Origin of the sequence: uncultured Kordia sp., assembly GCF_947496985.1 — a bacterium.
Classification (GTDB): Bacteria; Bacteroidota; Bacteroidia; order Flavobacteriales; family Flavobacteriaceae; genus Kordia.
The window spans coordinates 864,859-884,487 of record NZ_CANMEZ010000001.1; the positions used below are offsets into that span (position 1 = coordinate 864,859).

Consider the following 19,629-nt stretch of genomic DNA (forward strand, 5'->3'; position numbering starts at 1 on the left):
GTTCCAAAAAGAAGACTTCGAGTACCTCAGTCTTCTTTTTGTCAGGCTATCCGCGTTACACGGTAACTAGCTCCTATCCTTAACGCAAAACTAAAAGTAGTGAGTATTAAGATTTTTATAAAATTTAAAATCGTCATTTCGAATGATTTTTTGTCACATTGAATGCAGTCGAAATGAAGAAAAATAGTATGGAGAAGCGCTTTGAAACGTCTTTATAAAAGTTTTGAAATCTGTTTCTCTAATAACAAATAAGGCTTCTCATTACTCACTACTAAAATCTCACTACTATATTTTTGTAACATTTCTTAAAAATAAATACTAACTCAATAGATAATTATAAACACAACCATTATGCTATTCACAACTACAAATAACTTCGAAAACAGAGAAATAATAGAATACCTAGGTTTAGTTACAGGAATGACATACAATGTAAATTATAGCTACAAAGGCGTATCATTCAAAGACATGTTCAACATGAAAAAATACTACTCACAAATAGAAAGTGCTATTGAAGAAGTAAAAGAATCTACCTTTCAAAAACTAAAAGAAAATGCAGAAAAATTAAACGCCGATGCAGTTGTAGGAATTAATGTAGATATGGAAATAAGTGCTGGCGGAGCTGTACTTGTAAGTATCACAGGAACAGCAGTAAAATTGAAATAGAATATCATATCATACAAGTATAAAAGCTCGATTTTTAAAAAGAATCGGGCTTTTTGTGTTTTATACTAACATTTAGAAACTAATTTCAATAAAAACTGTAACAAAACGTTTTCTTCATACTCTTTATCAACAAACACTAAAATCATTTCTTATGAAAAATATATTCACATTCATTCTTTGCTTAGTAGGAGTTACTGCCTTTGCACAAAAACCATTGGAAAAACAAGTTGGCGATTTTAATGAAGTAAAAGTTTTTGACCTTATCGAAATCAACCTCATCAAATCTGATGAAAACAAAGTTGTCATTACTGGAGCTGATGTAGAAGATGTAGAAATTATCAACAAAAAAGGAAAACTAAAAATACGCATGAAATTCGATCGAATTTTTGATGGAAATCAAACATTTGTTGAAGTATATTATACAAGTATCAGTGTAATAGATGCTAATGAAGGTGCTGAAATTGTATCAAACGAAACAATGACGATTCCTTTTCTAAAACTAAAAGCACAAGAAGGTGGAAAAATTATAGTTGGTTTAGATGTAGACAACTTAGAAGTACGCGCAGTTTCTGGCGGAATTATTGAAACATCAGGAAAAGTAAAACATCAAGAAGTTACACTAAATACAGGGGGAATTTATGAAGGAAAAAAACTCGTTACTGAGCAAACCAAAGTAAAAGTAAGTGCTGGTGGAGAAGCGTATGTTTCTGCTTCTATCTTAGCAGATGCTAAAGTAAGAGCTGGTGGATATATAGAAATTCATGGAGATCCAAAAACCATAAAAAAAGACAAACTCTTCGGAGGAAAAATAAAAGTAAAATAATAATTCACATATCATCAATCAATCAAAAAGAAACGTCCAAAACTCCCATTTGGACGTTTTTTCATTAAATAAATTAGACTGTTAGATATCTTTTAAAATGACGATCTTCAGAAATAGTGAGTGAAAAGTGAAATTGCGAAGCTGAGCTTCAAGCATGTAACGTATGAGCGAATGCTGCGAAGCAATTTCCTATAGATCGTCTTGACTTTTTTAGTTCGTTTTTGTATCAAGACAAAAATGAGCGTTACCAAATGATTATTACATATTTTAAATAATATATAAAACATGTAAAATATAAAGTAAAGTAAACAAACCTTTACAAGGTTGGTATATCAAAAATTATCACTCGTTTATTTATCAGAAATAAAAAAATAAATCATATTACTTTTAGTACTTTTGTTTTATGTTTGAGGGATTACTATATGCGGCACTTTATGGATTTATACTAGCTTTTGCAGTTGGTCCAGTATTCTTTATCATCATTGAAACAAGCATAACAAAAGGTTTTCGTAGCGCGTTAACTTTTGACTTAGGTGCTATCTTCGCTGATATTGTCTTCATTGTTTTTGCATATTATAGTACAAGCAGAATTTTAGAAAAAATAAAAGATGATCCTAACTTGATCATTTTTGGAGGACTCATTCTCTGTGTTTTTGGTGTTATATCGTATATAAAAACATCAAAATCATTTCGGCAAATAGTTCGTGAACATTACAATGTAGATCCTAAAAAAAATCTCTTAGGATTATTCATTAAAGGCTTTCTACTGAACTTTATCAACTTTGGAGTGTTAGCTGGATGGATTGGTGTCATAGTAATGGCAAATGCACTTACAACAACCTCACAAGGTGTTATTATATTCTTAGCAACAGTTTTAATAAGTATGTTGATTACAGATATTGCAAAAATTTTACTTGCGAAGAAATTAAAAAGTAAAATGACACCGCGTTTTATCTTCAAAACAAAAAAATGGGTGAGTATTCTTATCATTGTATTTGGAGCTGCCATGATATTTCAAGGTGTATTTCCAACGCTTAAATTCTAAAGGAATCTTTACTAATTTGATTTAAATACAAAAAATAATTCAGTGAGTTCTTTTCCGCAGTGTAGTAAAGCTTTTTCGTTAAGAATTTTTGAAGCCTTGGAAAAAATTTAGAGAAAGATTTACGGTTTTAGCTATTTCAGCTAAAAACACCTCTGGAAATGTTTACATTCATGAATACCTTAATATAAAATAAGTGTGCATGAACTAAAAGTGCCTTTTCTTTTGTTTCGTTTTCTTTAGGCAAACAAAGAAAATGAAAAATAGAAACTAAATTTTTATTGTTTAATTATGAAAGATTTATAACAATTACATAAAAAGGAATATATAAAAAACAAAAAACCTTCTGATATTCAGAAGGTTTTGTTTTTGTAGAGGCGTCGAGCGGATTCGAACCGCTGTACAAGGTTTTGCAGACCTCTGCCTAGCCACTCGGCCACGACGCCATTATTGATGCAAATTTAACCAAATTTACATTTTATGCAACAAAAAAGAAACATTAAATACCCATAATGTTATATATAAAAATCTAAGACTTTTTTAATTCTTTCTTTTTGAGAACTCTAAAAGAGAAATTCTAACGTTGATGAGTCATTTCAATTGTAACCATTTCTACATTGCCACCAATTGGCGGATTGATCTTAGAAACAGCAACCGTTGCTTCCTCAATAATTACAATTTCGTCAAAAATTCGATCTAAAATACGCTTGGCAACATGTTCTAACAATGCTGATCTAATTGCCATTTCTTCCTTTACAATCTTATTAATATGAACATAATCAACAGTTTCCTGTAAATCGTCACTCTTTGCAGAAGGTTGTAAATCTGCTTTCACAGAAACATCAACGCTATATTCACTTCCTATCTTACTTTCTTCTACCAAACAACCATGGTAAGCATATACTTTGATATTAGTAACACGAATAATACCCATACATAAAATTATAAATGATTAAAGCGGCAAAAATACGCCATTCCAATCAAACTTTAGTTTGTAAATAAATCAAAAATATTACTAATAGCGCTTGTTTTTGCTTTATAAAATTCGGTATATGAACAACGTTCACAACTTACAGAAGTAAATTTTGCACTTTGGACATCAAAAATTTTAGACCAACGTCCACCAGTAGCGCGCATCTCTCCTACTACATAAGTTCTATTATTACATTTTGGGCAAGAGTAATTTGAATGTTGCATAATTAATTTTGTTTTTTGATTCATAAAATCAGTATCAAAAAAGAAACTTTTGTTACAAACTAAAAAGCAGATTTTTATTTCACATTAATTCGCTAATTTTACGGCTTTATTTGAAGAAGCACTAATTCTCATGACAGAAGAAACAAAATCACTCAATTTTATTGAGCATATCATAGAAGAAGATATCACAAACGGAATGTCTAAAGACAAACTCCGTTTTCGTTTTCCACCTGAACCAAATGGGTATTTACACATTGGACATACCAAAGCTATTGGAATTAGTTTCGGTTTAGGTGAAACATACAATGCGCCTGTAAACCTTCGTTTTGATGATACAAATCCTGCGAAAGAAGAGCAAGAATATGTAGATGCTATCAAACGCGACATCAAATGGCTTGGTTATGAATGGGCAAATGAATGTTACTCTTCTGATTACTTTCAAAAACTATACGATTGGACAATTCAATTAATAAAAGATGGAAAAGCCTATGTAGATTCGCAATCTTCGCAATCTATGGCAGCACAAAAAGGAACGCCAACGCAAGTAGGAACCAACAGTCCATATCGTAGTCGTAGTGTAGCAGAAAACTTAGACTTGTTTCAACGCATGAAAAATGGTGAATTTGAAGCAGGAACACATGTATTACGTGCCAAGATTGACATGGAAGATCCAAACATGCTCATGCGCGATCCTATCATGTATCGTATACTATTTGCACATCATCATCGCACAGGTGACGAATGGTGTATATATCCAATGTATGATTGGACACACGGAGAAAGCGATTATATCGAACAAATATCACATTCCTTATGTTCATTAGAATTTAAACCGCATCGTAAACTCTATGATTGGTTCAAAGAACATGTATACGAATACAGTAAAGAAGAATATCCATTACAACCAAAACAACGTGAGTTTGCACGTTTAAACTTAAGTTATACCATAATGAGTAAACGTAAATTACTCAAACTGGTAGAAGAAAAGATAGTTTCTGGTTGGGACGATCCACGAATGCCTACTATTTCTGGCTTACGCCGAAGAGGTTATACGCCAAATGCAATCAAAAAATTTGTAGAAACAGTTGGTGTCGCTAAGCGTGAAAATGTAATTGATGTATCGTTGTTAGAATTCTGTATAAGAGAAGACCTAAACAAAACAGCCAATCGTGTAATGGCGGTTTTAAATCCTGTAAAACTGATCATTACAAACTATCCTGAAGGAAAAGAAGAATGGTTAGAAGCAGAAAACAATCCTGAAGACACAAATTCAGGAAGTCATACAGTTCCTTTCTCAAAAGAGCTATACATAGAACGTGAAGATTTCAAAGAAGATGCAGGAAGCAAATTCTTTAGATTGACACTTGGAAAAGAAGTACGTCTTAAAAATGCATACATCATCAAAGGAGAAAATGTAGTAAAAGACGCTGATGGAAACATTACAGAAATTCACTGTACGTATGATGCCGACAGTTTGAGTGGAAGTGGTTCTGAAGCTAGTTTACGTAAAGTAAAAGGAACATTACATTGGGTTTCTATTGCACATGCTGTAGAAGCTGAGGTTCGTGTATACGATCGTTTATTTTCGGATGAAGCACCTGGTAACCATAAAGACAAAGACTATATGGAGTTTGTAAATCCGAACTCTTTAAAAACGGTAACTGCATATGTAGAACCATACCTAAAAGAAGCAAAAATTGAAGATCGTTTTCAATTTCAACGTTTAGGGTATTTCAATGTTGATAAAGATTCAACCAATGAAAAATTAGTCTTCAATAAAACAGTTGGATTGCGTGATACATGGGCTAAGAAAAAACCAAAGCCACAACAAAATCAGCTAAAACCGCAAAATCAAAAATCTTCAAGACCTGCAATAGAAGAAATAAAAAAGCTAGGTAAAAAATACACCAATCTTCCTGAAGAAAAACAGCAACTTACAAAAGCTAAAATTCAAGAATTAGCTGAAAAAGTTCCGTATGAAGACTTAGAACCTTTATTCGCAACTGCTGCTAAAAAAGCAGGAACACGTATTGCTGCAATGATAACTTTAGGTGTTTTATTAAAAGGTGGTCGTCAGCGCGATGGAAAAATCAATGAATTCATTGAAAAAGCATTGGACGATAAAAATGAATTATTGGTAGCGGAAGCACAGCAATTAAACCAATAGATTAAAAACCGTCAATTCGAGTGATTTTTTATAAAAAAATGTATCGAGAATAGTTATTTAACTACATATAATACTATAACTATATAATAAAGCCGTACGAAAGTATGGCTTTATTTTTGCTTCAAATTTAAATTGTATATTACATACTTCATTAACAAAATACCACATGAAAAACTTCAGTTACCACGTTACCATTATAGCTTTTATATGTTTACTAAGTAGTTGTTCATTCCTTGAAGATGACGGCCTCACTCCTATTGAAAAAGAACGATTAGAACTTGAAGAAAGTGTATATTCATACAAAGTGTTATTTTGGAAATATATGAAAATGGCTCAAAAAGCTCAGTATGTAAATAAAGATGTATATCCTGAATTACTACCAGTAAAAGAAAAGCTTGGAAATATTGAAAACCTTGCAAAAATGTACAACAAAAAAAGTAACAATGATGAGTTGTCTGCTTTAGATTATGTTAGTGTTTATAAAGACTTCACGGAAACAAAAGATTACATAAAAGAAACGGATGAAGATATTTTACCGTCAATATTAGAATTCAATCACTCAAAGAATAAAAAAGAACTTACAGCAGAAGAAAAAGAATTATATAAATCGGGAGAACACTTTCTATTTTCAGCTGCAGCAATGCTTTTTAGAGATCTTGGAAGAGAAATTGCCTTATATGAAATTACAAAAGTAGACATGGAGAAATTTCCTGAAGGCGAAGAAAAATGTCTATACCGATTATTTAGAAGCATGTTATTTTTAGAAAAAGGAATGATATACTTAACAGAAGAAGAATTAACACAAAACATCAATTACATTGCAAATAATAAAGATGTCGACTTTACAAGTTATTACCTCTTTTTATATGGAAAACAACTTTCAAGAGAACAAGCAAAAGATGTAAGTTTATCTATAAATTATCTATTGCGAGGAGTAGATCGGTTAATTATTGGAGGTGAAAAAGAGCAAGGTGCTTTAGATGACTTTCAAGCATTTTTAGACATTGCTAACAAATTAGGTGTACAAACAGAATTAACACTAGCAATAGAAACCTATTTACACCTAAAAAATGAAGATTCTGAAAAAGCAATAGTATCATTATTAAAGTTAAAAGAAAGTAATATGCTTTCTGACAAAGAAAAGAAATCAATTGATGAAGCTATCGAATACTTAAAAGATAGAGAGCCTGGAAAAGTATTAAATTCAGTATATGACAAATACTTTTTGAGTAAAATAGTAATGAAGTATTCATGGAATAAAGTCAAAGAACTAGATTGGAGACGTTTTATGAAAGAAAGAGGTTTTGAAAACGCAGATGTTCTTTTTGATAAAATAAACACTGTAAGAGAGTTTGTTGAAAATATAGAAAAATACACTACAGAACAAGGAATCAAAGAAGCTGGTAAAGAACTCAAAGAAGGTAGCGAAGAACTTTGGGACAAAGCGAAGAATTATTGGAATGAAAATTAAGCTAAAAAAGGCTTTAAAATTGTATAAATTCTATCACAAAAGAATTTGTATCCGTAAAAATCATAACATTTTTTTATAAACTAATTAGTATATTAGCAAGCTAATTACTTTTTTGACAATATTTTAGAAGATAAATTCATGCCTTTTTAAATATTGCTAGAAATAGTAATTGAAACATAAGTTTTTCTAAAACCTATAACCTAATTAAAAATTGTCATGAAAAAAATTACTTCTGTAAAGAACTTGCTAGGTTCTTTCATTCCTTTACTAATGGCAGCAATTTTTCTAAATTGTTCTATAGTAGAGGCGCAAAACACAGTGTATTTCCAAGATGAAATTATTACAATGCCAAATAATATTGCATCATTCGATTGGAATTCTATGCCTGAATCGGCTAAATTTAATGAAGGATATTTCGGTTGGATTCGTTTTGATCAAACACCAACACAAGCTATCCAAGATGATTTTGCTACCAGAAATCTGAAACTTATTGAGTATTATCCAGATAAAACGTATCTTTTTTATTTTCCAAAAAATACGCAAGTATCATTCTTACAACAATCAGGAGCTATCTCAATAATTCCTGTAGAAAATAACTTCAAACAATCTTCTGAAGTTAAATTTAATAACATTGATTCCTATGCAATGCAAGGAAACAATGTATTATTGATGATAGAACATTACAACTTTATCAATAAAACATATGTTTTAGAAGAATTAGTAAAAGTAGGTTCTGTTTCAATAGTAGAAAATTACAAAGGACATAATATAGTTCAAATAGCTGTTCCGTATGCTAAAATAGACGTAGTAGCTTCAAAACCATTTGTAAAATGGATAGAATTAATTGCGCCACCATCAGAACAAGACGATACAAGAGGAAGAGGCTTACACAGAGCTTCTAACCTAGAAACACAAACACCAACAGGGAGAAACTACACAGGAGCAGGAATTGGAATTATGGTACGTGATGATGGAGTAGTAGGACCACATATTGATTTTCAAGGAAGACTTGATAACTCTGGAGCTGTAACATTAGCACAAACGCATGGAGATAGAGTTGCTGGAGTATCAAGTGGTGCAGGAAACTTAGATCCAACTACCAGAGGAATGGCAGCAGGTTCTGATGCGTATATTGTAGATTATGATCCTTCGTTTTTAGATGCGCCAACAACAAATCTAATTAACAATGGTTCAGTACAAATTACTAACTCTTCGTATAGTAATGGTTGTAATGCAGGATATAGTGTTGTTGCAAACAGGCTTGATGACCAAATGAATACAAGACCTGAATTACTTCATGTATTCTCAGCTGGTAACTCAGGAACAACAAACTGTGGTTATGGAGCAGGAAACTTGTGGGGAAATATTACAGGAGGACACAAACAAGGTAAAAATGTAATTACAGTAGCAAATACTTATTTTGATGGACAAATAGAAGTTTCAAGTAGTCGTGGACCTGCAACAGATGGACGTATAAAGCCAGATATCTCTGCATATGGTCGTGATGTTACAACAACAATAGAAAATAATGAATATCAAGTAACAAATGGAACTTCGTTTTCAGCACCTGCAATTGCAGGAATTTCAGCTCAGTTATACGAAGCATATGGAAATTTAAATGGTGGAGCATTTCCAGATGCATCATTAATTAAAGCGGCCATGTTAAACACAACAAATGATTTAGGAAATGCAGGACCTGACTTTATTTTTGGTTGGGGAATGGTAAATGGATTAAGAGCAGCAATGCTTCTTGAAGATGGACATTATTTAGACGATACAGTAGCACAAGGAGCTAATAATAATCACTCAATTACAATACCAGCAAACACAAAAGAAGTTCGTTTTATGGTATATTGGAGTGATGAAGCAGCAGCTCCAGGAGCTAGTACAGCATTAGTTAATGACTTAGATTTAGTAGTAACTGATCCTGGAAATACAACACACCAACCATGGGTTTTAAACACAATAGCAAATGCAGCATTATTAAATTTGCCTGCAGCAAGAGGAGCTGATCATTTAAACAATATGGAACAAGTATTAATAGACAATCCTGCAGCGGGAACTTATAATATAAATGTTGCTGGATTCAATGTTCCTGTAGGACCACAAAAATATTATGTAGTATACGAAGTTATTACTGAAGGATTAACGCTAACATATCCAATAGGAGGAGAACAATTTGTTCCTGGAACACAAGAAGTAATTCACTGGGATACAACGCATGATAGTAATGTAGTTACTTTAGAATACTCTGTAGATAATGGATCAAACTGGACTTCAATAACAACATCAGCACCAGGAACTACGAATTATCGTTGGATAGTACCATTAAATGTTTCAGGTCAATGTTTAGTTAGAGCTACTACAGGAAGTTTTACAGATCAAAGTCCAGAAAACTTCTCTATTGCACAACGTGTCACTGGAGTTTCAATTCAGTCAGTTTGTCCAACAGAAGCCACAATTACATGGAATGCTGTTGCAAATGCAACGTCATATGATGTATATGTTTTAGGTGAAAAATATATGGAAGTAATTGGAAACTCAACAACAACATCACATACATTCCCAATTGCTGATATCACTACGCCACTTTGGTTTGCTGTAAGTGCAAAAGGAGGAAATGGATGGTCAGGTTTACGTACCAATGCTAGAAGTTACTTAGGAGCGGACTTATTTAATTGTGCATTAAACAAAGATTTATCATTAGCTACAATTAATAATTCAATATCTGATTTCCAAACCATTTGTAGTGGAAATCCAGTTACTATATCTGCAGAAATAGAAAATACAGGTACAGAATCACAATCGAACTTTATGGTTAGTTACCAACTTGGTACTGACCCAATAGTACAAGAAATGTACACTGGAACATTGGCTGGTGGAGCAACAAATACATTTAATTTTGCAACACCAATAACAATATCTGGAAGTGAAGCTAGTACATTAAAAGTATGGACATCGTTAGCAGGAGACGAATTCTCAAATAATAATGAAAAAACATTAGACATTCTAGCACAAGCAACAGGAACTTCAGTTGATTTTATGGAACCTTTTGATGTTAATGGATTCTTACCTTTAGCTTGGGTATTAGATAATCCTGATAACAACAGAACTTGGCAAGAAAGAACTAATGTTATAGGAATAGATGGAAATCCAACGACGATGGCTTTTGTTGACGGTGCAAACTATACAACAAGAGGAGAAGAAGATTCTTTTACAACAGAATATTTTGACCTAAACATTAATGGAACATCAGAATTAAAATTTGACCTTGCAAAAGCACAATGGTCTAATGTTTATAATGATGGTTTACGTGTAGAAATTTCTACAGATTGTGGAGTTACATATACACAAATTTATTTCAAAGACGCATTAGATTTAGCAACGGTACCTTATACAAATTCAGCATGGACTCCAACTAGTGCTGCACAGTGGAGAACAGAAACAATTGATTTAACAGCGTATGTTGGAAATAACATCTTGTTAAAGTTCACGAGTATTAATGATTATAGTAATAGTACTTTTATAGATAATATTGCTATTGAAAGTACATTATCTGTTGCAGAAAATGCATTAGAGCGCGCAATCTCAATGTATCCAAATCCAGCAAAAAGTAATGTAGATATTATCATCAATACAACAATTGGAAATACATACGAAATTGAATTACTAAATAGTTTAGGACAATCAATTTCTAAAACACAAGAAACTCGTTTTAGTGCAAGAGCACAACAAAGCTTAGATGTTTCTCAATATGGAACAGGATTATACTTTGTAAAAATCAAAGTAGGTGATCAAGTGGCAACGAAAAAATTAATTGTCAACTAAAAAGTAAACACCAATCCAACCAAATGCTAAAAATCCTGAGAAAGTAATTTCTCGGGATTTTTTTTACTTTAAAATCAACTATAAGAAACATTGATGTTTATTAAAAAAACAATTAGGAAATCTTATTAAAAACAGCTTTAAATAAAGCTATGTGAGATTAAAAAATTTTATTTGAAAGCACTTTGTTTACTTCTTAGAAAAAGTTGTTAAAAACAGCTTTAAAATCAGTATTCCTTTATTTATATAGAGTTATTATGTAAAAATAGATTTGCATTTAAAATTCTTCACATTTCACTCCATAATTTAAGATGTAAAATTTTCTGATGAGGTAGTTGATTATTTTTCTTTTTTGTAGAAATAGGAGTGAAGCCATTTTTTAAAATGGAGTGTCTCTTAATTTTCAAGCATAAAAAAACCCGAAACATTTAGTTTCGGGTTTTTGCATATTAAATAGAGAAGAAGACTAATCTTCTTTTTTCTTATTCTTAGCTTCTTTCATTGCTTCACCAATTTGATTACTTGCCGTAAAGCCAGCAACCATATCATTTAGCATATTACTTGCTGCTTGTGGCGAATTTGGCAACAAAATTAAGTTACTATTTGTATCCTGACCAAGAGATTGTAAGGTATCATAATGCTGTGTTACAACAATTAAGGCAGAAGCTTCTTGTGAGTTGATTCCAACTTTGTTTAATACTTCTACTGATTCTTCCAAACCACGTGCAATTTCACGACGCTGATCTGCAATACCTTGTCCTTGTAAACGCTTACTTTCTGCTTCTGCTTTTGCTTTTTCAACGATTAAAATACGTTGTGCATCTCCTTCATATTGTGCAGCAGTTTTTTCTCTATCCGCAGCATTAATACGGTTCATCGCTGCTTTTACTTGTGCATCAGGATCAATATCTGTTACTAACGTTTTAATAATGTCATAACCATATTCCATCATGGCATCATTCAATTCTGTTTTTACAGCAATAGCAATATCATCTTTACGTAAGAATACATCATCCAAAATCATTTTTGGAACTTCGGCACGTACAACATCAAATACGTACGATGTAATTTGATCATGCGGATAATCTAACTTATAAAAAGCATCTTCAACTTTTAGTTTAATTACTTTGTATTGAACAGATACTTTTAAACGAACGAATACATCATCTTTCGTTTTAGTTTCTACAATAACGTCTAACTGTTGAATTTTCAAACTTAATTTTCCAGCAATTCTATCAACTAAAGGAATTTTAAATTGTAAACCAGACTGACGAATACTATTAAAACGTCCGAAACGCTCTATAATAGCCGCAGTTTGTTGTTTTACAATGAAAACAGAAGAAATTAAAACGATGACTGCGAGAACAATCAAGACAATAAAAATGGGATTTGGCATAACTTGTATATTTAAAATGTTAGTGTGATTAAAAATAATTTTTTTTTGTGTAAAAAAGGATACTTTTGACAACTTTAATCAAAAGTACTCCCAAAATGAACAAAACTTATTTTTTATTATTAGTAGCAATAAACCTACTTTTTGTTACAAAATCTTTTTCGCAAGGTCGTTATAACGACTATAATCGCTTAGGAATTACCGCAGGAATTCATCAATTTGATATTACTACAAATGACCTAATTACCACAAAAGGAACAGGCTTTCATGGAGGTTTATCTACTCGTGGAACAATTGGAAGACATTTTGATATGGTGTATTTTTTACATTTAAATAGACATGAAATGAATGTATTAGCAAAAGAAAATGCACTTACAGCTACAGTTTCAGAAGAAGTACAAATGAAGTTATTAGCTGCTAAGCTGGGAATTTTAGGAAGTTATAAATTGGGCGGAAATCATTTTAGCATAGAATTTGGACCTGCGTTGCAATTATCGGACAAATTTGAGTTCGAAAGTACATTTGCGGAGTATATCTTAGAAGGATATGATACATTTACCGTAAACGATGCTCGAAAAACATCAAACTTAAATGTGAATGGAATTATTGGTTTTAGTGCAGGTTTTGAAACATTTAAAATATCTATTCAATACGAATATGGATTTACAAACGTTCTAAGTAAGTTAACAGTTGACAATAAAACACTAAAAGGAAATACGACACAGTTGAGTGGTTCAGCCACTTTCTATTTGTAATTAACACGAAAAGAGCGCCAAACGGCGCTCTTTTATATGTTATATTTCGTCATGTTGAACTTGATTCAGTATCATACAACGCATTAGTTTTCAATAATTATAATTTCAATTCTCCGATTCATTTTTCGTCCATCCTTAGTTTTGTTGGAAGCTAAAGGGCGTGTTTCTCCATATCCTTTTGCTATCAAACGAGATGATTTGCAACCTTGCGCTACTAAAAGCTTTTTTATTTTTTCTGCTCTTTTTTGTGATAATACTAGGTTTAAACCTTTATTTCCAACAGAATCAGTATGACCAGAAATTTCCACAGTATATTCACCCGAAATCTTTTTGATTATTTCACTAATGGTTAGAATTTCTGTAGTATAATTTTCAACAAGTTCATCAGTGCCACTTTTAAAAACTATATTTTTTGTGTGTTGAGAGAAAGGATTCAATTCATCTGAAACAACTTCTTGATTTGTCTCTTCTGAAATCATACTTTGACTCGTTTTACACGAAATAGAAAAAATAAAAATGATGAACAGTATTTTCTTCATCCTACAACATATCAATTACTTTCTGAATACGTTTAATAGTTTCTTGTTTTCCAATTAAAAACATAATTTGAAATAAATCAGGTCCACTTAATGCGCCAGCTAATGCCAAACGTAATGGTTGCATTACTTTTCCAAAACCAATTTCGTTTCCAGTAATCCAACCTTTAATATCTGTTTGCAAGCTTTCTACGCTATAATCTTCTATAGATTCTATAATCTCTACCAATTTATTTAAAATATCTCCTGTGCCTTCTTTTAATGCTTTTTTAGAAGCTTTTGCATCAAACTCTTCTGGAGCTACAAAGAAAAAGTGACTCAAATTCCAGAAATCATTCGTAAAACTTGCTCTTTCTTTAATTAAACCAACTACCATTTCAATATAATTGATATCAATATCAGCCAATTCAGCTTGACTTTCTTTAAAAGAAATAGCTAAACTTTCGTTAGATTTTTGCTGCATGTATTGTTGGTTGAACCATTTCATTTTGTCAATATCAAAACGTGCGCCTGCTTTGTTGATACGTTCCAAATCAAACTCTTGAATCAATTCATCCAAACTAAACATTTCTTGTTCTGTTCCAGGATTCCAACCTAAAAATGCTAAAAAGTTTACCAAAGCATCTTCAAAGTATCCATCTTCACGGAAGCCTTTATACATTTCTCCCGATTTTGTATCATCCCATTCTAATGGAAATACAGGGAACCCAAATTTGGCACCATCACGCTTGCTTAATTTTCCTTTTCCTGTAGGTTTTAATATTAATGGTAAATGTGCAAATATTGGCGCGTCCCATCCGAAAGATCGGTATAATAAATAATGCAATGCTAATGAAGGCAACCATTCTTCTCCACGAATTACATGTGTAACTTCCATTAAATGATCATCTACAATATTTGCTAAATGATAGGTTGGCATTCCGTCACTTTTAAATAGAATTTTATCATCTAAAATATTAGTGTCAATTTTTACATCTCCACGAACAATATCTTTTAAATGCAAGGTTTCATCTTGTGGCGATTTGAAACGAACTACGTACGCTTCACCGGCGTCTAACTTAGCCGAAACTTCTGTTGCCGAAAGCGATAAAGAATTATTCAGCTTTAAACGATTGTGCCAATTATAGATAAACGTTTTTCCTTTTTCTTCATGATCTTTACGATGTCCGTCCAAAGATTCTGCAGAATCAAACGCATAATACGCATGTCCTTTTTCAATAAGTTCGTCAGCATATTGTTTATATAGATGCTTACGTTCACTTTGTCTGTATGGACCAAATCCACCATCTTTTCCAACACCTTCATCAAACGGAATTCCACACCATTCCAATGCTTCCGTAATGTATTCTTCCGCACCTTCTACGAATCGGTTTTGATCTGTATCTTCAATACGTAACACAAAATCTCCACCATGTTTTTTGGCGAATAAATAATTAAATAAGGCAGTTCTAACGCCTCCAATATGTAAAGGTCCAGTTGGACTTGGTGCAAAACGAACACGAACTTTTTTTGTCATGAAATTTAGTATATGGTTATAAAGTACAAATGTAGTTGTAAAAGAGAAACCCTCAAAATTAAAAACTTTGAGGGTTTTGAAAATTAACAGGCTTGAGAAAAATGCTATTTCTTAATAAATTTTTCTGTGTGACTAATACCTGAAGCTGTTGTTACTGTTACAAAGTACATGTTAGCGCTTAGTTGCGATACATCAATCTCTGAAACCTCAATTGCTTTGCTTTGTACCAACTTTCCTGTAATATCTGTGATTTTGTATCCTGTAATAGTTTCGTCAGTAGTAAAATTTAATACATCTGTAGTTGGGTTTGGAAACATAGTAAAGTTGATTAAATCAGACTCTTCTCTTCCCAAAGTTCCATTGTTAGCTTCACCCATAACAAATAGTGATTTTAAACGCTCTTTAACTTCTGGAGTAAATACATTCATAACTGTATTATCATTGCTTTCTGTGCTAAGTGTAATTTGATATGACCAATCTTCATCATAACAACTATCGCAACAGCTAGGAACATACAATCCAATCACATATAATTTGTCGTGTTCAAAATTATAATTAGGAAAAGTTGTTGTTAATCCCCAAACTGGATTTGTTGAAGTTGGTATTTGACTATTAAATCCTCCAATATTACTAGACCATGCAAATGTATCTGGAACGAAATTGATAAAGTCTAATGGGTTTGCGAATGGGAATGAAGACAATTCTAATTCATACGTAAACCAAATGTATTGATACCCATTGTTTTGTTCTGTACAAATATCCTGTACCACTAGTGTATCATCAACAGTATCAATACTATTTATAGAACCTGTTAGTTGCTGTGGATTTCCTTGGTGTAAAACACTAATATTTAGGTTTTGTTCAAGTTTTGCTTGTAAAGAAATATCATCAATTGCTAAGTCATTACCGTCGCCTAAGCCATCTTCTTTTAAATGAATTTTAATGTCTAAAATATCTTGCTCGCCTTCAAAACATTCTGAAATTTGTTGCCAATCACAAGGATCATCACTGTTTGTATCAATAGTAATCCAATCGTATAATTGACCATTTACTTCCAAACGAATTTCTGGTTTAATGTTGAAAGTACACTGTGGAATATCTTTGAAGTTTGCACAGAATTTATATGCTTTTTCAAAATCTATTTGTACTGTTTGTTGCCAAATAATACTTGAAGTTCCTGCTGGTTGTGTAGTTCGTCCGTTGATTAACAAAAAATCTTTATTTGCACTGTATTGCTCAGGATCAACACAAGCAGAATGATCGGTAATGGTTGTTCCAAAAATGCTAGCATCATCAGAAACGTTAAAAGCACCTGGATATAAATTTGCATCTTCTATATAATCGCTTGTAAATCCGTTAGTACCGTTTTCAAAGTTTCCGTTTTCTACCAAATTATCACCTTCACAGCAAAATGCACCTTCATTGGTTGGTTCGCCACCTTGAATGTCACAATCCTGAATACAAATATTATCATATCCATATTCTTCTGTTGGACTTGACGTTAAATCTAAATAAAAACGAATTCCGTCAATATTACTGATTAAGTTATTCCAATCAGTACAATCTGATCCAGCAGCCATTACCCATTCTCCATTTGCGTTTGACGGTAAATCGGCACCTTCACAGGTTTCAATTGGCGCACATACGTGAACCCATCCGCCACCTTCTGTGGTTTGCACACTTGCTACAAATGTTGCTGTAGCTGTTGGATTTGTTGGAGATCCGCTGTAAATAATTAATCTTGGAGATAATGGTTCGCCAAAATTTCCATCTTCAATTACTTGAAAATCCCAACACAAGCATTGTCCATTATATTCGCGCCAATCGCCACCATAATCAACATCGTTGTAAATGTATGATGAACCAGATGCGTCATACGAATGTAAAAAGAAGTCATCTGCGTTTCCACTTGGCCCAAAAGGATCTGCAGTGTTAGCGCCTGCAGCAACGCCGTTCCAGTTTGAAATGTCTTGATCGTTAAAGTCTTCGCAAAATTGACCAAAGCTTACTCCGTAAACGAAGAGTAAACATAAAGTAAAAATGTTTCTCATAATGTAAAATGTTTAAGTTTCTATTGTTTTGTTTCAAGGCAAAGATGCGCCAGCAACAAAAAATAGGGTAGAAGCAAAGCACTAAGAATGTAGAAGTGTTTTGCCTTCAGAAAACAGTATAGAAAAACCGTAAGCGCTACAGGAAAAACACTTAGGAAATCATTTCACTTGGTATGCGTTTATTCATCACTTTAAACCATAAAGGTGGAATTAAAGCTAAAACCATTGAGGTTGGATAACCAAAAGGCATTTGCGGACTTTCCTCATGACAATCTAGTAATTGGTACTTTTTTGAAGCTTTGTAATGATGATCGCTATGGCGTGTGAGCTCGTATAATACAATACGTCCAATTACGTGATTTGAATTCCAAGAGTGAATTTCACGAACACGTTCGTAACGACCAGAAGCTAACTTTTTGCGTTGCAATCCATAATGTTCTATATAATTAATAGTTTCTAACAATAAGAAACTTACAAGGGCACTTCCTAAAATAAAAGTTAAACCTACAATTCCAAAAAAATAGAAAATAGCAGCTACGTATGTTAGTTGCAACACGGTAAACCAAAACATATTATTTTTTGATGAGAAAAACGAAATATTACCACGTTTACGTAAGTTTTTTTGAATTTTCCAGGCGTTTATATATTGTCTAATTGTTGAAGTAAACCAAAATGAATACACAACCTGATTGTATTTAGCCGTAGCGGGATCTTCTTTTGTTGCTGCATGTAAATGATGTCCAAAATTATGTTCTACAAAAAAGTGCATATACAACGATGGCAATAGTAGAATTTTTGCCATAATTTGCTCAACTTGTGTTTGTCTGTGACCGAGTTCGTGTGCGACATTGATGCCGTTGGAACCTAAAACAATTCCTGTAGAAAAGATCAATCCGACTAATTCATAGGTTTCATAACTTGTTGTAGAGACACTAATAATTGTTACGATCAACAATCCATATACAATAGGAATGTTTAAGTACAACAACCAATCAAAAATTGGATTAGCTGATTTTTCTTCTACTTCTTTTTCTGATAAATTTGTGGTGTTTTGAGAAAAAATTAATTCCATTAACGGAATCATTCCAAAAGCATATATTGGTGTTAAATATGTATAAACTCCACCTAAGTATAACGCAAGTATAGCAACTAGTGGTGTAGAAAAAGCTGCTAGATATTTCAAATCTTTCATAGTCTAATTCTTCAATTCAGGGTTTTTAAAAATACTACTTTTTTACTGAAATTAAATTTCAAAGCCTACTCTGTATAAGAAATCTTTTAAATGTTTATCAATAAATTATCAATTTAAAAATAGGAAAGAGCTTAAAACTTATGATACACGCCAACTGTTAAAGCAGCTTGTTTGGCAACATTATTTCCTGAAAACGCACCACCAAAAGTTAAAATTCCACCAAAAGATTTGTTGATTTCTCCAATAGCTTTCAAGCCAAAAGCAGCATATTCTTGGTTGTTTACATATAAAGCCGTTCCTACATTACTTATAGGCAAATCGACATCTCCATCATTAAACGAATTTACGATATCTAAAAACCCAACAAGCCAAATTCTACGATGTACCTTGGTTCCGATTTCGCCACCAATTTTGAAATTGGTACTATAATCGTTTGTTGTTATATCGATTCCTGTAAAGGCTTGTACATAAAATTTATCAAAACTTCTTCCAATGTTTATTGTTGGTGTAAATGTCCAAGCATCGCGTCCAGTTCGTATTCCAGAAGAATTGTCAAACGTTCCTGTATTGGCTTCCACGTTCAATTGTCCTGAAATAATCCATTTTTTCTTATAAAATTGATGTTTTACACCAAATCCAACATTTCCTAAAGCCGTAATAGAATCGCCTTTAATAATAGGAATTTGACCAATCGGATTTCCTGATCGTATAAATTTTAGAGGCACATTTAGTACTAATGTTGTTTTTGACGTCAAACCATATTCACTATATAATTGTAAGGTATTATCGGTAATTTCACGACCTGTATTGTATTCCGGATCGCCAAAAACTTCATCATAGTTTGAAATTGTACTAAACGAAAGTTGTGTATAAAATTTTCCTTTCTCTTGTGTCCAAGGACTTTGTGCTAACAAAAATCCTGAACTTAAAAGAGAGATAAGTGTATATAACTTTTTCATAATTGACTTGTTTGTGATCACTTAGTAGCTAGTTTT

Annotated in this window: 15 protein-coding genes and 1 tRNA gene; 7 read left to right on the plus strand and 9 right to left on the minus strand. The window is 32.4% G+C overall.

All coding sequences use genetic code 11. From position 1 onward, the window contains the following. The first annotated feature begins 351 nt into the window (after window positions 1-351). The 3 genes from Q0828_RS03980 to Q0828_RS03990 all read left to right on the plus strand — a co-directional run bounded on the left by Q0828_RS03980 (window position 352) and on the right by Q0828_RS03990 (window position 2,534). Window positions 352-666, plus strand: a complete 315-nt coding sequence (locus Q0828_RS03980; RefSeq protein WP_298417880.1) for a heavy metal-binding domain-containing protein — start codon at window positions 352-354, stop codon at window positions 664-666. A 151-nt stretch (window positions 667-817) separates the two neighbouring features. Further along, on the plus strand, window positions 818-1,489 hold the full coding sequence (locus tag Q0828_RS03985) for a head GIN domain-containing protein (protein ID WP_298417881.1): 672 nt from the start codon (window positions 818-820) through the stop codon (window positions 1,487-1,489). A 403-nt stretch (window positions 1,490-1,892) separates the two neighbouring features. Next, window positions 1,893-2,534, plus strand: a complete 642-nt coding sequence (locus Q0828_RS03990) for a LysE family transporter (RefSeq protein WP_298417883.1) — start codon at window positions 1,893-1,895, stop codon at window positions 2,532-2,534. A gap of 372 nt (window positions 2,535-2,906) precedes the next feature. On the opposite strand, the gene Q0828_RS03995 is transcribed toward Q0828_RS03990, so the two are convergent. From Q0828_RS03995 to Q0828_RS04005, 3 genes are all read right to left on the minus strand, one after another. Beyond that, window positions 2,907-2,977, minus strand: a tRNA-Cys gene (locus Q0828_RS03995). A 131-nt stretch (window positions 2,978-3,108) separates the two neighbouring features. Then, window positions 3,109-3,465 (minus strand): dihydroneopterin aldolase, encoded by a 357-nt coding sequence (folB, locus tag Q0828_RS04000; RefSeq protein WP_298417885.1) that lies wholly within the window; start codon window positions 3,463-3,465, stop codon window positions 3,109-3,111. 53 nt (window positions 3,466-3,518) lie between these two features. Next, on the minus strand, window positions 3,519-3,728 hold the full coding sequence (locus Q0828_RS04005; RefSeq protein ID WP_298417886.1) for a zinc ribbon domain-containing protein: 210 nt from the start codon (window positions 3,726-3,728) through the stop codon (window positions 3,519-3,521). A 130-nt stretch (window positions 3,729-3,858) separates the two neighbouring features. On the opposite strand from Q0828_RS04005, the gene Q0828_RS04010 reads away from it, so the two are divergent. From Q0828_RS04010 to Q0828_RS04020, 3 genes are all read left to right on the plus strand, one after another. Further along, window positions 3,859-5,895, plus strand: coding sequence for a glutamine--tRNA ligase/YqeY domain fusion protein (locus Q0828_RS04010; protein ID WP_298417888.1), 2,037 nt, complete (start codon window positions 3,859-3,861; stop codon window positions 5,893-5,895). A gap of 166 nt (window positions 5,896-6,061) precedes the next feature. After that, window positions 6,062-7,366: a short-chain dehydrogenase gene (locus Q0828_RS04015; RefSeq protein ID WP_298417890.1), complete on the plus strand. Its 1,305-nt coding sequence runs from the start codon at window positions 6,062-6,064 to the stop codon at window positions 7,364-7,366. A gap of 216 nt (window positions 7,367-7,582) precedes the next feature. After that, window positions 7,583-11,194 carry a S8 family serine peptidase gene (locus Q0828_RS04020; RefSeq protein WP_298417892.1) on the plus strand — a complete coding sequence of 1,204 codons (3,612 nt, stop codon included), beginning with the start codon at window positions 7,583-7,585 and terminating at the stop codon, window positions 11,192-11,194. Between the two features lie 463 nt (window positions 11,195-11,657). Here the strand turns inward: Q0828_RS04020 and Q0828_RS04025 are convergent, their stop codons facing one another. Then, complete coding sequence (locus Q0828_RS04025; RefSeq protein WP_298417893.1) at window positions 11,658-12,587, minus strand: SPFH domain-containing protein; 930 nt, start codon at window positions 12,585-12,587, stop codon at window positions 11,658-11,660. Between the two features lie 95 nt (window positions 12,588-12,682). Here Q0828_RS04025 and Q0828_RS04030 point away from each other — a divergent pair, with 95 nt between their 5' ends. Next, window positions 12,683-13,339: an outer membrane beta-barrel protein gene (locus Q0828_RS04030; RefSeq protein WP_298417895.1), complete on the plus strand. Its 657-nt coding sequence runs from the start codon at window positions 12,683-12,685 to the stop codon at window positions 13,337-13,339. Between the two features lie 83 nt (window positions 13,340-13,422). Here the strand turns inward: Q0828_RS04030 and Q0828_RS04035 are convergent, their stop codons facing one another. The 5 genes from Q0828_RS04035 to Q0828_RS04055 form a co-directional block, all read right to left on the minus strand. Continuing rightward, window positions 13,423-13,818, minus strand: a complete 396-nt coding sequence (locus Q0828_RS04035; protein ID WP_298417897.1) for an OmpA family protein — start codon at window positions 13,816-13,818, stop codon at window positions 13,423-13,425. A 61-nt stretch (window positions 13,819-13,879) separates the two neighbouring features. Continuing rightward, a complete protein-coding gene (gltX, locus tag Q0828_RS04040; protein ID WP_298417899.1) occupies window positions 13,880-15,391 on the minus strand; it encodes a glutamate--tRNA ligase in 1,512 nt (503 codons plus the stop codon). 104 nt (window positions 15,392-15,495) lie between these two features. After that, a complete protein-coding gene (locus Q0828_RS04045) occupies window positions 15,496-17,442 on the minus strand; it encodes a T9SS type A sorting domain-containing protein (protein ID WP_298417900.1) in 1,947 nt (648 codons plus the stop codon). Between the two features lie 151 nt (window positions 17,443-17,593). Further along, the gene (locus tag Q0828_RS04050; RefSeq protein ID WP_298417902.1) at window positions 17,594-18,634 is read right to left on the minus strand and encodes an alkane 1-monooxygenase; all 1,041 of its coding nucleotides are present in this window, start codon (window positions 18,632-18,634) and stop codon (window positions 17,594-17,596) included. Between the two features lie 131 nt (window positions 18,635-18,765). Next, complete coding sequence (locus Q0828_RS04055) at window positions 18,766-19,593, minus strand: transporter (RefSeq protein ID WP_298417904.1); 828 nt, start codon at window positions 19,591-19,593, stop codon at window positions 18,766-18,768. Window positions 19,594-19,629: the final 36 nt, after the last annotated feature.

Bases quoted from the DNA above. Each gene is read 5' to 3' on its own strand.
- Q0828_RS03980 (WP_298417880.1), top strand. From the start codon at position 352: ATGCTATTCACAACTACAAATAACTTCGAAAACAGAGAAATAATAGAA.
- Q0828_RS03985 (WP_298417881.1), top strand. From the start codon at position 818: ATGAAAAATATATTCACATTCATTCTTTGCTTAGTAGGAGTTACTGCC.
- Q0828_RS03990 (WP_298417883.1), top strand. From the start codon at position 1,893: ATGTTTGAGGGATTACTATATGCGGCACTTTATGGATTTATACTAGCT.
- folB (WP_298417885.1), bottom strand. From the start codon at position 3,465: ATGGGTATTATTCGTGTTACTAATATCAAAGTATATGCTTACCATGGT.
- Q0828_RS04005 (WP_298417886.1), bottom strand. From the start codon at position 3,728: ATGCAACATTCAAATTACTCTTGCCCAAAATGTAATAATAGAACTTAT.
- Q0828_RS04010 (WP_298417888.1), top strand. From the start codon at position 3,859: ATGACAGAAGAAACAAAATCACTCAATTTTATTGAGCATATCATAGAA.
- Q0828_RS04015 (WP_298417890.1), top strand. From the start codon at position 6,062: ATGAAAAACTTCAGTTACCACGTTACCATTATAGCTTTTATATGTTTA.
- Q0828_RS04020 (WP_298417892.1), top strand. From the start codon at position 7,583: ATGAAAAAAATTACTTCTGTAAAGAACTTGCTAGGTTCTTTCATTCCT.
- Q0828_RS04025 (WP_298417893.1), bottom strand. From the start codon at position 12,587: ATGCCAAATCCCATTTTTATTGTCTTGATTGTTCTCGCAGTCATCGTT.
- Q0828_RS04030 (WP_298417895.1), top strand. From the start codon at position 12,683: ATGAACAAAACTTATTTTTTATTATTAGTAGCAATAAACCTACTTTTT.
- Q0828_RS04035 (WP_298417897.1), bottom strand. From the start codon at position 13,818: ATGATTTCAGAAGAGACAAATCAAGAAGTTGTTTCAGATGAATTGAAT.
- gltX (WP_298417899.1), bottom strand. From the start codon at position 15,391: ATGACAAAAAAAGTTCGTGTTCGTTTTGCACCAAGTCCAACTGGACCT.
- Q0828_RS04045 (WP_298417900.1), bottom strand. From the start codon at position 17,442: ATGAGAAACATTTTTACTTTATGTTTACTCTTCGTTTACGGAGTAAGC.
- Q0828_RS04050 (WP_298417902.1), bottom strand. From the start codon at position 18,634: ATGAAAGATTTGAAATATCTAGCAGCTTTTTCTACACCACTAGTTGCT.
- Q0828_RS04055 (WP_298417904.1), bottom strand. From the start codon at position 19,593: ATGAAAAAGTTATATACACTTATCTCTCTTTTAAGTTCAGGATTTTTG.